The organism is Desulfobacter sp., from assembly GCA_028768545.1.
In the GTDB taxonomy this organism is placed as follows: domain Bacteria; phylum Desulfobacterota; class Desulfobacteria; order Desulfobacterales; family Desulfobacteraceae; genus Desulfobacter.
Genome location: CP054838.1, coordinates 1,985,661 through 2,000,100, shown reverse-complemented (window position 1 = coordinate 2,000,100; position 14,440 = coordinate 1,985,661). Strand labels below are relative to the sequence as shown.

Sequence of the window (14,440 nt, the reverse complement as noted above, 5' to 3'; positions counted from 1 at the left end):
AATAATTTATCTTTGGAATATTGACGAACCTGATATTTTCCAGATATTATGCGAAATCATTTATTCACAATTCAATAAAAGGGGAAAACATGGATATCAAACATCATTTTGAAGTCGCCTGGAATCTTTGCCTTGCCAATATTGTTCCGCTCATTATTTTAACCCTTGTGACCATGGCCCTGAGTGTGGTCACCCTGGGAATATTGGCACCCGTGGCCTTTGCCGGCTATGTCTGGTCACTTTATCAGCTGCTCAATACCGGACGGGAACCTCGAGCCCAGGATGTCCTGTCACAGATGCGGCTTTTTCTTCCCCTGGCGCTATTCACCTTTCTGGTCTTTATCATCACCCTCATAGGGTTTACCCTGCTCATCGTCCCGGGAATCATTTTCTCCCTTGCCATCGGGTACACCTGCTTTTACATGATCCCCATCATGGTGGACCAGAAATCAGGAATTGTGGACGCCATCAAGAAAAGCATTGCCATGATGACCCGGACCAATGTGGTCGATCACTTGATCGTATTTATCATCTTTACGGTACTCACCGCTGTTGGCGGTTCTTCCTTTATCGGATTTATCGTTCTCCAGCCCTTTGCCACCCTGTTTTACCTATCGGTTTATAAGGACACCGTAAACTAAGAAGACTGGCAGACCAAGCCACAGGCGTTCAACTGCCCTGGCAGCAAAACGTTTGGACCTTGGCTTGATCATCTGGTATACCCATTTCAGGCTCGGATATTGACCCAAACCAACCAAAGACGGAGATTCTATGCTGAAACTTGGAGAAAAGGGGGCCATCCCCCAGAACGATAATGAAACCTATGCCATTGCCCCCCATATACCCTGCGGGGTGATCACCCCGGAACTGCTCAGAAAGATTGCAGATGTCGCAGAAAATTACCATGCAAAAGCCATCAAACTCACCGGTGCCACCCGCATAGCCATTGTGGGCTTAAAAGAAGAAGATATTGACTCAGCCTGGGAGGACCTCGGCCTTGACAAAGGCGCGGCCGTGGGCATGTGCATCCGGTCGATCAGAGCCTGCCCCGGCACCACATTCTGCAAACTGGGCAAACAGGATGCCTTGGGGCTAGGCATGAAACTGGATGAACAATACCATGCCTATGAGCTGCCCGGCAAATTCAAGATGGCCGTGTCCGGGTGCAAGTTAAGCTGCTCTGAATCCTGGGTCAGGGATATCGGGCTCATCGGATTCCCCCAAGGGTGGACCATGGTCATCGGCGGAAATGTGGGCATGCAGCCCAGAATTGCCAAAGAACTTGTTTCAGACCTTGACGATGAAAGCGCACTCAGGGCCTGTGAGCAAATCGTCACCTATTATAAAGAGAATGCCAAAAAAGGTGAACGCCTGGGAAAAATGATCGAAAGGGTGGATCTGGAGCCATTCAAACAAGCCCTTCAGGAATAAGACTTGAAAGACCATTACATCCCGGAGGCTGAATTCCCCATTGTCCTTACCCCCAAAATCAGGGTGCTGGGCAATTATTTTTTCAACCTCATCCTGGTCACCGGCACCCAAGAATCCGCCCTGTTTGAAACAGGAATTTCTGGGGTGACAGATGCCGTGATCCGACAATTGGAAAACATCGGGGTGGCCCCGGACTACCTGATCGTCAGCCATCCCCATGCAGATCATATTACCGGCCTGCCCGGCCTTGTAAAAAGATTTCCCAAGGCCCGGGTCGTGGCGGGCATTGGGGCAAACGCCTTTGTCACCCATCCCAAGGCAGGCCCGGCCCTGATCAAAGAGGACAAATTCATGTCCCAGGGCCTGGTTAAAATGGGCATATCCCCCGGGCGCAGCAGCCTTGAATCCATCCCGGATCTGGGCCGTGCCCAGGAAATAGCCGCTCCGACCCTGTTGGATCTTGGGGGTGGCGTTGATTTGGAACTGATCCCGGTACACGGCCATTCCCCGGCAAATCTTATGGGACGGGTCCGGTGTGACCAGGCCCTGTTCTGCTCAGATTCTTTAGGGTTTCACTATCCTGGCAGAGCCTTGTGGCCCTTGTTTTTTACCAATGCCAAAGCCTATGTAGACAGTCTTGATTTGATCCGCAGTTTTAACCCTAAAATTCTTTGCCCGGCCCACCAGGGCCCCATTTTAGGCGATGAGGCCGCAAAAGGGATTGACCAGGCCCGGGCCTTCACCCTGAGCACCATCTCACGGATCAACCAGACAAAAATGAAAGACCCGGACCTGATACAGGCCCTGTTTGAAGAATCCTACAAGGATGAATTCACCCTGTACACAGAAGAAAACATCCTCAACTGCACCCGGCTGCTGATAAAACGGGCCAGGGAGTAACAGATGAGATTTCAAGGTATCAAAAGCCTGCGCCCGCTTTGAACAGCCACTCGTTGACCGTGTCTGCAAACACTATATTTTCACAGGGTTTGGACAAATGATCCATCATGGGATCTTTTGTCCCAAGCTCTTTCATGGACTCTAAAAAACCAATATTGCCAGAGAAAAAAACAACGGGCACCTTTGTATCGGTGCGCCGGATATGGGAATAGACATCCATGCCGTTGAGCCTTCCGGGCAGAAGATAATCCAGGCTGACAAGATCAAAGTTTTCCTTGTCAAAGGCTTCAATGGCATCCTGGCCCATGGAGGCAAGGGTAACCTTGTGATGGAAGGGGGTCTGACTTAAGATTTTTTTCTGAACCCCGGAGATGGCAGGCTCATCTTCCACCAGGAGAATTTTTTTGTTTTGAATCACCTGTTTTCTTGCCATGCGGATCTTTTCCTTCTGGGTCAGCGTCTTATTGACCAAGGGAATAGCAATCTTAAAACAGGTACCTGTCTGCTGGTCAGAGGTAAAACAGATGCTGCCCCGATGTTTTTGGATATATTTTTTCACGTTGGACATCCCGTATCCGGTGCCCCGGATCTCCTTGCTGTACTGCCCAAAAATATCCTTGCTTCCCTTGAGGGTAAAAGAGGGGGCATAAATCTGGTCATGGTATTGGGCGGGAATGCCGCATCCATTGTCCTGGATCTCAATGACCAGGCAATCGGCCAGGTGGGCCGTACAAATTTTCAGCTCGGGATTGGGATTTTTGCCCATGGCATGGACAGCATTTTGAATCAAATTCACCAGGGCATGCTCAATCATGCCCGGATCCGCCAAAAAATCGGGCAGGTCCACGGCAAATTTTCTGACCACCCTCACCCGTTTCAGCTCTTTTTTCATCAGGCTGAGGACCAGGTCCAATTTCTCGTTCAGATTAAAGAACGCCTCTTTGGGCTCCTGGTCCCTGGCAAAGGCCACCAGATTTTTGGTCATATTTTTTCCCCTGAAGGTCTGATCCAGGATGAGCCTAAGGGTATTTTTTATTTCAGGATCTTTGCAGTCCATGAGGGAGAGTTCGGCATTTCCCATGATACCGCCCAGGATATTGTTGAAATCATGGGCCATTTTTCCTGCCACCTGACCGACCAGGGCGTATTTTTCCTGTTCGGCTGCAAATTTTAAGGCATCTGCCCGTTCTTTTTCGCTCTGGCGGCGGTCCGTGATATCCCGGACCGTGGACAATATCATCTTTTCTCCCTTATAATCAAAAACAGATGAAGAAATTTCAGCCGGGAAAATCTCATTGTTTTTCTTTTTATTCAGGGTCTGGATGGTTCTTTTTTTTGCATTCATCAAATTTATTCTGGATTCAGCGCTGCCCATACCCTTTCCAACCGGATCAAGGATCAAATCCTGGGGACTCAGATTGAGCAGCTCTTTTCTGGTATACCCATACCATTGGCAGGCCACCTCGTTGACCTCGACAAAATTTAAAAAACCTTCCTCGGCAAACGGATGGACAAACACCGGATCATTGAACACGTTAAACAGGGTTCGAAACCGGTTCTCATTTTCCTGAAGTGCGATTTCAGCATCCCGCCTGGCTGAAAGATCGGTAAAACAGACCCTGACAGCGATGGCTCTTCCTTCTTCCATGATGGGAGCGGCATTGACCACCCCATAAATAGCAGAGCCGTCTTTTTTGATAAACCCCATCTCAAAGGGAAAGCATTCATTGCCCTGTTTGATATCTTCGAACCATGAAGAGAGAAGGTCCAGCTTGTCCTGGGGAACGAGATGGCTGATGCTGGGGTATCTTTCATAATCCGCCCGGGTATACCCGAAATAGTCGAGCCCTGCCCTGTTGGCATAAAAAAGATGAAACTCAAAGTCAAATTCAGCAATGGGAAGGGGCAAAAAGTCCGCCATCTGCCTGAACCGTTCTTCACTGATCTTGAGCTTGGTTTCAATTTCCCTTTCAGCGGTGATATCCCTGGCAGATCCGACGGTTCCGATCATCTGCCCCTGGTCATCGTAAAACGGGGCCTTGCTCACATCCAAAATCAGGTAAGCCCCGCGTACAAAGCCCTCTTCAATAAACCTGCCGGGCTTGCCACTCTTTTTCACCACCTGGTCTGAATTCACACAGATTTCGCCGAAGGTATGCAAATATCCCCGGTTGTTTTCCCTGGCGGCAAAATAAATATCGTTTTGCCCCAGGGCCTTGGAAGCAGAGGTGCATTTGAGCAGGATATGGCAGGTGGCCTTGTTCACAAAAATATAATTGTCATCCATATCCTTGGCCCAGATCAAATCCGGTGCATTGTCCATCATCATCTGAAAGAAAGGACTGCCAAGGCCGTCTTTACCCTGGATATTTTCACACAATAATTTGCTGGGAGGTGTTATGGACATTTACCATCCTAAGGGTTGACTCAATTACAAACTGCCGGCAATAAAAACGATTACGGTTCAAATCAATGATTTCAGATCAGATAGCCACGAAACAAAGTCCGGATTCACGACACAAATTTTGTTTACACCATTCCCCGGAGAAAGCCAATAAAAAAACAGGTCATTCTCTGGCTTTTTTCAAGGCAAGAAAGACGTTGCCCGCAAAAATCAATCCGGCCCCGATCCATCCTGAAAATTGAAGGGAGGGATCCATGGCAATAAAAGGGCCCAGCACGGCTGCCAAAAGAATCCGGGTGGAAGAAAGAATGCTTCCTTCAATGGCGGTGACATATTTAAACCCAATAGTCAGCAAATATTGCCCTGCAATGGCAATGGCAGAACAGGCAAAAAGGTAGGTCAGCTCCTCCAGGGATGGCATTCGCATCTGATTGAAAAAAAGGCAGAACACCAAAATTCCGCCCAGGCCGAACATGGCAAAAAGGGTGGTATGGGTGTCATGGACCTGCCGTGACATGTTGAGATATATGATGGCAAATGCAGCACTGATGCCCGAGGCCAGGCCCCAGAGAGAATCCGTGTTAAAGCCCATATCCTTAGGAGAGAGAATCAGCCAGACCCCGGCAAAGGCCACCCCCATGATCAAAAGAACAGCCATATCCCGCTGGGACTTGAATGCCACCCATGTAAAAAGGGCGATGAACAGCGGATAGGTCATGTTCAATATATTGGCCTGGGCCACGGAGGTCAGTTCCACGGCCTTGAAAAAACAGAACACAGCCGCGGCATTGCCCATGGCCCTGCCCACAAGGTATCTTTTTTTAACGATGATAACCGGCCGGTGCTGGACAGCCATGACAATGAGAACCGTTATGAACCCGAACAAAAACCGGGCCAAAGTAAACATGGAGGCCTCAATAGAAAGTCCTGCCATGGCAGACCATTTCATCACCACAGTGGACATGTAAAAAAAGAAGGCAGAGCCGAACACGGCCAGATACCCCCATCTTGCTTTGGTTTCCATGATTTATATTGTCAATCATTCTTGAAATTGATAGGTTTTGATGGTATGCAACCCATTTGCAGGACCAAGGTCAAAAAAGAACATATACCATGGAAAAAGACAATACAATTTTTTTAGAAAAAATCAGGCCCCTGCGGGATGAGATTGACCGCATTGACTCTGAAATCCTTTCCTTGATTGAAAAACGCCAGGAACAGGTTGAGCAGGTGGTGGCCCTGAAAAAGAACCACAACATGCCCGTATACCACCCGGCAAGGGAAGAGGATCTCATCTACCGGCTCAGGTCCCAGGCTGACAGGGCCGGTGTGGATCCGGACTTCATGGAAGACCTGTACCGGATTATCCTCCGTCAGTCCAGGATCAAACAGACCCAGAAAATGGAACGCAAGGGCATCCGGCCGGATGCATCCGTATTGGTGATCGGGGGCAAAGGCCAGATGGGCAGATTCTTTGCCAGACTCTTTTCCCAGTCAAGGTATAAGGTCCGCACCCTGGACAAAGAAGACTGGGATTCAGCCAAAGAGCTTTGTAGCGGTGTTGATCTGGTGTTGGTCTCAGTGCCCATTGAAACCACCTGCGCTATTGTGGAAGCGGTCTGCCCCTACCTTTCCGCCCACACCATTCTTGCCGACCTGACCTCGGTGAAAAAAGGCCCCCTGGATGCCATGTGCCGTTTCCACAAGGGGCCTGTCATGGGACTTCACCCTTTGTTCGGCCCGACGTCGGAATCATTGGACAAACAGATCATGGTGACCTGTCCGGGAAAAGATGAGCCTGCCTGCCAATGGCTCACAGAACAGCTGGCCCTCTGGGGCGCTGTCATTGTCCGGGCCACGGCCCAGGAACATGATCAGGTCATGGAAATCGTCCAGGCCCTCCGCCACTTTGCCACCTTTTGTTTCGGGGATTTTCTCTACCACCGCCATGTGCAGCTGGAGCGGACCCTGGAATTTTCAAGCCCCATTTACCGGCTGGAGCTGGGCATGGTCGGCCGGCTCTTTGCCCAGGACCCCAACCTCTATGCTGAAATCATCTTTGCCACGCCTGAACGCCGCCAGCTGCTCAAGGATTTTATTGACTCTTTCAGCCGCCAGATAGAGATGCTGGACAAAAACGACAAAAAAGGATTCATCCGCCAGTTCAGCCAGGTGGCCCAATGGTTCGGCCCCTTTAGTGAGCAGGCCATGAGAGAAAGCACCTTTATTATTGACAAGCTCATTGAACGATTATAGATCAACGATTCCATGACATCTAAACCATTAAAAACAAACCATCCCCATCTCATTGTTTTTCCGGGGAAACGCCCCCAAACCCTCTTGTCTGAGTCTGGTGAAGAACTGAGGCCCCCGAAGGACTGGGCGTTTCTGCCTGCCGGAGATGCCGCCGTAACCCGGCAGGTCAAAACCAGGGGACCCAGCTGGAAGGTTCAGGTGAACCATGGCAGACGCAAAATATCCAAGGGAATCTGGGCCAGTGCCCAGGATATAAAAGAATCCAAAGCCATGATCCTGGAAAAACGCTCCACCCCGGAATATGCAAAACAGCGTGAGAAAACCCTGGCCCGCAAACAGGTGCAACACGACGCCTATGTTAAAGAATTTTATTTCCAGGTGATCCAATTTTTAAATTTTCACCCCAAATACCAGGCCATGGCCCGGGATATGGGCGAAAAAATCACCTTGCATGCCACCCCGGTGGGGTCAGGCACCGTGGCCAGAACCCAGCGCATCCCCATTGAAAAAAGGGCACAGGCTGCCGTGATTGCCTGGATGCGCCATAAGGTCACCGCCTATGAATCCATGCGCATTGCCCGGATAAAAGGAGAGCGGCGTCAGGTTCGAAGAAAACTGGCCCAGGCCTCATTGGCCCTGCTCCAGGATTACCGCCAGGGCCGGGACACCCCAAAAGACTGCCCCCTGAAAAAAGCCCTGGGCTAAAGGACTTTTTTCAAAGGGTATTCAATCTATATTTTAACCTGTTTTGGATAAAAAACAGCCCTGCAAAAGGAATGATCTCCGAGAGCAATTTATCTCCTTGAAACCCCCAGGAAAGGCCAAACCCGACACAGGCAGCCATCAACAGGTAAACGGAATATTTTCGAATACGGTTTTTACAAGAACAGGGGGTACCCACAAATCCTCCGGGGCTCAGGAGCGTGGTAAAAATCCCCACAACGATTATCCACAAAAGCATCCCCGAGGCCTCCAGATCATTGTATATCCGGGGAAGCCACCATTGGTGGCCGATAAATGCCATGGCCCCGGAGAGCAGGTAAAGATTGATTCCCAAAAAAAGAGGATTCATCCCCCTTTTTTTTAAAAACCAGACAAAGATAAGAACAAGGGCGGCAATTCCGCTGACAATAAAGGGAAGTTTCCAATTTCCAGGGATGCTGGCATCAATGTATCTGATATACACAAGAAAGACTGATAAGGGGACGGCTTCCATGAAATTTAGCATTTTTTCTGTCCTTTTGGGTTGTTTGCAGCTAACCGTCAAGCGTATCTATTCTGGGGTTGATACCCTAAATCCAGGCCTGTGTAAACGGTTAAATACCATAAAAAAAGGCCTGCCCTAAGGTTGGCCGGCCCACCACAAATGCAAAGAAACCGGCGTTCTGAGCCTTGATTCTGAGTACAAGAAATATTTTTATATCCACCTAGGTCCGGGATCGAGAACGAACGATCCGCCTTGGCTGAAAAACAATTGAACAGACCCTTTGATCAGGTTTTGGAAATTGTTTACAGTCCATTTCCATCGTGGTAGTGATTTGATCTTTGGAAGTGGCGGTTTTTAACTCAACTGTTTGCGGCGGCAGCACCGCGATGAAACAATAAAGGAAACCCAATGAATCAGAGGGCGTTCAAAATTCTGTGTCAGTTGAATGAAAGCTGATATACTCAGCTAAATAAGGAGAACTGACATGACCGAAGAAAACACCGAATTTGATTTTCAAAAAGCCCTTAAAGGCATCCAGGAAGGTAAACCCTTCACAGGTAAGGGCGGCGTCCTTACATCATTAATCAAAAATCTTGCTGAAGCTGCTCTTGAAGGAGAGTTGGAGTCCCATCTCGGGCAGGAAGTTTCTGCCAACCGCCGTAATGGAAAAAGCAAAAAGACCATTAAATCCCTGGATGGTAAATTTGAGCTGGAAACCCCGCGTGACAGGGCCGGAACCTTCTCTCCACAGATCGTCAAAAAACATCAGACAACGCTCAGCGATGAAATTGAAAGAAAGATAATAGCCCTTTACGGCCTGGGCATGAGTTATAATGATATGGCTTCCCATTTACAGGAAATCTATGGACTTGAGATTTCAAATGCCACTCTGAGCACCATTACCGATAAAATCATCCATACCGTCAAAGAATGGCAAGCCAGGCCGTTGGAAAATGTGTACCCAATCATATGGCTTGATGCCATACATTATAAAGTACGAGAAAACGGAAAGGTCGGCAGCAAAGCCGTTTACACAATTCTTGGGGTGAATATCGAGGGCCGCAAAGAGGTTCTTGGGCTGTACATATCCGAGAATGAGGGTGCGAACTTCTGGCTGCAGGTGTTAACAGACCTTTCAAACCGAGGGGTAAAAGATATCCTGATTGCCTGTGTTGATGGTCTAAAAGGTTTTCCCGAGGCCATTGAGACCATATTCCCGGACACAGAAGTTCAACTCTGCGTAGTCCACCAGATCCGAAATTCATTGAAATACGTTGGTTCCAAAAATAAAAAAGAATTTATGGCAGATCTAAAACGTGTTTATAAAGCGGTCAATAAGGATCTGGCCGAAGAAGAACTGGATATCTTGGAAAATAAATGGAATGACAAATACCCGATTGTGATAAAATCCTGGCGGAACAACTGGGAACGCCTCAGTCATTTCTTTAAATATCCAGAAGAGATTCGACGGATAATATACACCACAAATACCATTGAGGCTGTGCATCGACAGTTTCGAAAACTGACCAAAACAAAGGGATCATTCCCGAACCAGGACAGCCTGTTAAAGCTGCTTTACATGGGGATCCAGAACGCCAGTAAAAAATGGACAATGCCGATTCAAAATTGGTCACTGACAATTTCCCAGTTGGCAATTTTCTTTGAAGGCCGGCTGGATAAAGAGCTGGGAATTTGATAGGGATTTATTTACAGATGGAAAAGATGGTTCCAGGAACTCCACTCCAGCAAAAGTCAACTCCTCCGACGTGGCTGATTGAAGGCCCATTCTCGGACCTGACTTTTACTTCCGCTGGCGCTGAGGCAGATCCGGGAACCGAAACCGTGACACAGAATTCTGAACATTCCTCAGCTCTTGGCTGGAAGCCGAATGTTTGGATTCTGAATGGCGTTTAGTCTCTTTTAAGAAAATTCTCGATTTAGGAGTTCCACAAGATTCAAACCTTTACTCAGAGTTAAGAGCATTAAATAAATTTCTTCCGGAACATTTACCATTAGTCATTGAATGCTTTGTTAAAATCACAGATTCTATGGATCAAGATAAAAGGATATTTTTATCTACAGAAAGAGCCAAACCCATTCTGATGGCAGGCCTTAATTCTATAGATGACGAGGTCCGTGAACATGCAGAACGTGCCAGAGAAAATCTGTTACGAATAGGTCGCTTTGACTTTCTGGATACGGACCAATAACAAAAATAATGTGTTGGAATGCGGCTTACACTTTGATTTTCGAATTTTAAACAGCATTCTAAGAATTAATATGGGTTTCCAACAATGCTCTTGCTACGGGTCGCAAAAAGACCCGACCGCAGAAGAGCAAGGTTATTTTCGTTCCTGTCCGAGGAGCTGGAAAAATCAAGAATATACCGGAGAAAGCTGATTTTGGGCAAACAAAGAATTTAGAATAATAGCTGATTTCTGCCAGTGTTTTCAAAAAAGATTTGAAAAAAGTCAGTAGTGTCCGGTTAGGTTGTTGCATATAAAAAGCATCTAAAATCATTGAAAAAACAGTCTGTTTTGTGTTGACAAATGTGCGTAAAAATTTTTGTGCGCCTTGAAAATTTAACTCAAGGAGCTCAAATGACGCACATCTCAGTCCCTAAAAAACAACTACGGTCCCTGAACTTTGACAATTTCAGGTGCCCTCTGATAAAGTCACTTTCAAAAGCACCGGAATTACAATCTCGAGGAGACCGCCCTTTAAAAATGACATTCGAAGACCAGATAAATGCTTTGGTTTATTTCCATCTTCAGGAGCACAAGTCTGCCCGACATTTAATTCAGGATCTCAAGGAGAATGTTTTTGCTAAAGAAAATATTGCGCCAGACGGTGGTATCAGCCGTAGTAGTTTCTGTGAAGCCATCAATCACAGGGGACTCGAACAACTGCAATTTATCTTTGAGGATCTTTATAAACAGGCTCTTGAGTGTCATCCGGGTGAACACGCCGAGTTAGGAGAGTTGGTTTCCATTGACGGTAGTCTCATAAATGCAGTCCTTTCAATGCACTGGGCGAACTACAGAAAAGGAAGTAAAAAAGCCAAAGTACATTGCGGATTTGACATTAATCACGGAATCCCAAACAAAATCTTTTTGACTGAAGGCAACGGCGCTGAACGCACCTTTGTTCCCAAAATAGTTTCCAAGGGGCAAACAGGTGTTATGGATCGTGGATATCAATCCCATAAAGAATTTGACCTGCTTCAGGAGCAAGGCAAACATTTTGTCTGCCGTATAAAAACCAGGACAACAAGAACAATTATTGATAACCACGAGACCCCTTCCGACAGCTACATTTTTTATGATGCACTGGTTAAACTTGGTACTCCGAATCAAAACCAGACGAAAAGGCCTGTTCGGGTTGTTGGCTATAAAATTGCTGGCGTCAAATACTATGTGGCAACTGACAGGCATGATTTAACAGCGGAACAAATAGCAACAATTTATAAACTCCGGTGGACCATTGAGGATTTTTTCAAATGGTGGAAAGAACATCTGAAGGTATATCATCTCATTGCCCGCAGTGAATACGGCCTTATGGTTCAGATTCTTGGCGGCCTTATCACTTACCTGTTACTGGCAATCCATTGCCAAAAACAGTTTAATGAAAAGGTCACGATCAAAAGAGTTCGGCAGCTGCGAACCGCCATTCTAAATGACCTGTTTGGCTGCGAGGAGCAGGGCTCTCATAGTTCAAACAGGGACAATATTGTCAAAGATCAAAAAATTATTGAGCAAGCAAAAACCTAACCGGACATCACTGGAAAAAAGTAAAAGTTAGCCTGAACCCGGCCGTAACGAAGAGGGCTTCCAGCTAAACTTCCGCGGATCGTCCTGATCCGCTACACAGCGTGAGTACAACCGGATTTGTCATCCTGACATCCGGCTGTACTCACGCCGCTGGCAAGCCATCCCCGCCACAGCCTGGAGACCCCGGTTTACGAACGCCGTTTATTAAAATCTGCTGATGGCCATTTCTTAAAACCCCTTGTTTTGTCTGAGGTCCTAAATTTTTTTTGGAGAATTTACAACCGTGAAAGTTTACCAGGGGAATCAGGCGGGGGTGCGGGGGGGATGCTGAACCGGCGTGAGCTCTGAATGATTGCAGGACCGCAAATCATCAGAGCGTCCGTTGCATTCCCGGTCAGGACGACCGGGAATGCTTTAGGTGAAGTACCCACCCGTGCCCCCGCCGGGTTAGGGCACAGACCTTCTTTAAACCGTGTACCAGGGAAAGGGTGATACCGGATAAAATTGATACCAGGCGAACCCATCTTATACATAAATTTTTGATTTCTGGCACGGGCAAAAAAACAGCCCTTATTAATGCTTTATCTTTGCCAAAACTTCCGGGGTGGGCCTGGGCAGTCCTGCGATTTTCCAGGCCGTAATGGGGTCGGGAAATTGTTCGTACTGGCAGGCCTTGTCTTGCCCTACATGTTTGCACACGGCCCGGATAATGGGAAAGGCTTCAAACCGTTGATAATAATCTCTGACAAAATGTATAATGTCCATTTGTTCTCTGTTCAAAGGGCACTCGTGGGAGACTCCTTCCCGGTCGGCCAAATCACAGGCCACCTCTTCGGTCCACTCGTTCATATCCACCAAAAATCCTTCCGGGTCCAGGGCGGGCAGGTTGGCATTTAAATTCATATTTTTATCTCCTTAACAGGATTGTTTTTATATTTTAAAAAACCAGTGCAGGGGCAGCCGAAGCCAGTGAAAGCGGATCGATGGCTGAATGCCACCCTAACGGATTTGTTTTTCCATAGGCTTAATATAATACAGAATAAATGAAAGTAAATGTTAGGAGAACAAAACAATAAGCCGGTTGTATTTATGGTCAGCCTGGCTTATTTTTGTCCTGAATTGAGTTTTTCTGCACACCCCACGCAAAGAGAGGTTTCTGGCATGATGATCAGCCGTTTATGGGGAATGGGCTCCTGGCAACTGAGGCAGAGGCCGAAATCAGGATCCTCAATGGATTCAAGGGCCTTTTCAAGTGCTTTCAGGGTGAGCTTTGATTTTGCAAGGGAGGCGGCATTGATATTTTTGCTGCTGATGGCCTCCATCCGGGTCAGCCGGCCAATGGCATTGTCCGGTGATACCGGCTTTGACAAATGCCCAAAGGTTTTAATGCTTTTTTTAAGGGCCTTGATCTTTTTAACCATGGCCTGGTGAATTTCTTGTTTCTGGTCTGGATGCATGAAGGATTACCCTTTTGAATCTGTCCGGTCTTCGGCAGGGGCAGACCAGACCTTGGGACGGAAGGTATCCTGGACACCCTTTAAAAATTTACGAAGCACCTGGTCTTTACAGGTTCTGAAATGCCGGTTCCCCGGTTTTCTAAAAAAAGCGCTCAACTCATGCTTGCTGATCGCTGTCCCTGCCCGGGCAAGGATTTCCATAATATCATCGGCCTGGAGATCCAGGGCGATTCTTAATTTCCTGAATATGATATTGTTGTTTAATCGGGTTTCCGGTTCAGGCTGGGGACCCTCTTTTTTGCCCCGCTTGTCAATGATCAGGCCGTTGAGGAATATGGCCAGTGTTTTATCCGGGCATTCCACATAGGCGGGATCATCCTCTTTTTTCAGCCAGTCACTGACCTGGGCCCGGGTGACTTTAAGCCCTGCCAGGCCGAAAATTGCCATCATTTTAGAATCTCCAAGATCAAAGGTGTAGCGGATCCGCCGTAAAATATCGTTGTCGGTCATATCAATCCTTTTTAAGGCCGTTTATATTTTGGCCGTTTTTAGTATTAAACAAAAATCCATAGGTGTCAGTGTCAGGTTGGGTTTTCTCTGTGAATTCACCCGAGGTATACGAAAAGATCACCTGTTTCCAGAATCCCATGGCCCTGGTGTTTTTAAGACTAAGGCCGACTTCCCACGGCCCTTTAAACCCGTCAAATGCATGTTCTGCCAAGGCTCTGCCCCATCCTTTTTTTTCATGGGCTTCGGGGATATAAAATTCGGCAATGGCCCGGCCCTGGGTATTGAACCCCAGATGGGTGGTGACCATGGCAAACCCTTTAACTTCGTTGGACCCTCGGATGATAAAAACAGGGTGGCGGCGCAAATCTTTATTTTTTTTTAAATTTTTCAAGGCGGTTTCCAGCCATTTATCCAGATTTTGGATATGATAATACTGGCTCATCTGCCTTAAATAGTCCGAATACAGAGGGAAAAGGTCTTCAATTGTTTTAAGCCTTGAAATCAT

Annotated in this window: 15 protein-coding genes; 8 read left to right on the top strand and 7 right to left on the bottom strand. The window is 47.4% G+C overall.

All coding sequences use genetic code 11. From position 1 onward, the window contains the following. Nucleotides 1–89 precede the first annotated feature (89 nt). The 3 genes from HUN05_09600 to HUN05_09590 all read left to right on the top strand — a co-directional run bounded on the left by HUN05_09600 (nucleotide 90) and on the right by HUN05_09590 (nucleotide 2,331). Nucleotides 90–641: a hypothetical protein gene (locus tag HUN05_09600; protein ID WDP85354.1), complete on the top strand. Its 552-nt coding sequence runs from the start codon at nucleotides 90–92 to the stop codon at nucleotides 639–641. Between the two features lie 130 nt (nucleotides 642–771). Next, nucleotides 772–1,431 (top strand): NAD(P)/FAD-dependent oxidoreductase, encoded by a 660-nt coding sequence (locus HUN05_09595; protein WDP85353.1) that lies wholly within the window; start codon nucleotides 772–774, stop codon nucleotides 1,429–1,431. A gap of 3 nt (nucleotides 1,432–1,434) precedes the next feature. Beyond that, nucleotides 1,435–2,331 (top strand): MBL fold metallo-hydrolase, encoded by an 897-nt coding sequence (locus HUN05_09590; GenBank protein ID WDP85352.1) that lies wholly within the window; start codon nucleotides 1,435–1,437, stop codon nucleotides 2,329–2,331. Nucleotides 2,332–2,350: 19 nt separating this feature from the next. Here the strand turns inward: HUN05_09590 and HUN05_09585 are convergent, their stop codons facing one another. Then, nucleotides 2,351–4,738: a PAS domain S-box protein gene (locus tag HUN05_09585; GenBank protein WDP85351.1), complete on the bottom strand. Its 2,388-nt coding sequence runs from the start codon at nucleotides 4,736–4,738 to the stop codon at nucleotides 2,351–2,353. A gap of 160 nt (nucleotides 4,739–4,898) precedes the next feature. After that, complete coding sequence (locus tag HUN05_09580; protein ID WDP85350.1) at nucleotides 4,899–5,759, bottom strand: DMT family transporter; 861 nt, start codon at nucleotides 5,757–5,759, stop codon at nucleotides 4,899–4,901. An 89-nt stretch (nucleotides 5,760–5,848) separates the two neighbouring features. On the opposite strand from HUN05_09580, the gene tyrA reads away from it, so the two are divergent. Both tyrA and HUN05_09570 read left to right on the top strand, forming a co-directional pair. After that, entirely contained in the window at nucleotides 5,849–6,991 is a 1,143-nt protein-coding gene (gene tyrA / locus HUN05_09575) for a bifunctional chorismate mutase/prephenate dehydrogenase (protein WDP85349.1), read from the top strand. A gap of 12 nt (nucleotides 6,992–7,003) precedes the next feature. Beyond that, entirely contained in the window at nucleotides 7,004–7,696 is a 693-nt protein-coding gene (locus tag HUN05_09570) for a DUF2293 domain-containing protein (GenBank protein ID WDP85348.1), read from the top strand. Nucleotides 7,697–7,706: 10 nt separating this feature from the next. Here the strand turns inward: HUN05_09570 and HUN05_09565 are convergent, their stop codons facing one another. Continuing rightward, a complete protein-coding gene (locus HUN05_09565) occupies nucleotides 7,707–8,219 on the bottom strand; it encodes a hypothetical protein (protein WDP85347.1) in 513 nt (170 codons plus the stop codon). A gap of 463 nt (nucleotides 8,220–8,682) precedes the next feature. Here HUN05_09565 and HUN05_09560 point away from each other — a divergent pair, with 463 nt between their 5' ends. The 3 genes from HUN05_09560 to HUN05_09550 all read left to right on the top strand — a co-directional run bounded on the left by HUN05_09560 (nucleotide 8,683) and on the right by HUN05_09550 (nucleotide 11,968). Beyond that, nucleotides 8,683–9,894, top strand: coding sequence for an IS256 family transposase (locus HUN05_09560; GenBank protein ID WDP85346.1), 1,212 nt, complete (start codon nucleotides 8,683–8,685; stop codon nucleotides 9,892–9,894). A 196-nt stretch (nucleotides 9,895–10,090) separates the two neighbouring features. Continuing rightward, the gene (locus HUN05_09555; protein ID WDP85345.1) at nucleotides 10,091–10,408 is read left to right on the top strand and encodes a hypothetical protein; all 318 of its coding nucleotides are present in this window, start codon (nucleotides 10,091–10,093) and stop codon (nucleotides 10,406–10,408) included. A gap of 390 nt (nucleotides 10,409–10,798) precedes the next feature. After that, nucleotides 10,799–11,968: an IS4 family transposase gene (locus HUN05_09550; GenBank protein WDP88006.1), complete on the top strand. Its 1,170-nt coding sequence runs from the start codon at nucleotides 10,799–10,801 to the stop codon at nucleotides 11,966–11,968. Nucleotides 11,969–12,541: 573 nt separating this feature from the next. On the opposite strand, the gene HUN05_09545 is transcribed toward HUN05_09550, so the two are convergent. The 4 genes from HUN05_09545 to HUN05_09530 form a co-directional block, all read right to left on the bottom strand. After that, nucleotides 12,542–12,871, bottom strand: coding sequence for a TusE/DsrC/DsvC family sulfur relay protein (locus HUN05_09545; GenBank protein ID WDP85344.1), 330 nt, complete (start codon nucleotides 12,869–12,871; stop codon nucleotides 12,542–12,544). 200 nt (nucleotides 12,872–13,071) lie between these two features. Then, complete coding sequence (locus HUN05_09540; protein WDP85343.1) at nucleotides 13,072–13,425, bottom strand: TraR/DksA C4-type zinc finger protein; 354 nt, start codon at nucleotides 13,423–13,425, stop codon at nucleotides 13,072–13,074. A 6-nt stretch (nucleotides 13,426–13,431) separates the two neighbouring features. After that, complete coding sequence (locus tag HUN05_09535; protein WDP85342.1) at nucleotides 13,432–13,935, bottom strand: DUF1456 family protein; 504 nt, start codon at nucleotides 13,933–13,935, stop codon at nucleotides 13,432–13,434. 1 nt (nucleotide 13,936) lies between these two features. Further along, the gene (locus HUN05_09530; protein WDP85341.1) at nucleotides 13,937–14,440 is read right to left on the bottom strand and encodes a hypothetical protein; all 504 of its coding nucleotides are present in this window, start codon (nucleotides 14,438–14,440) and stop codon (nucleotides 13,937–13,939) included.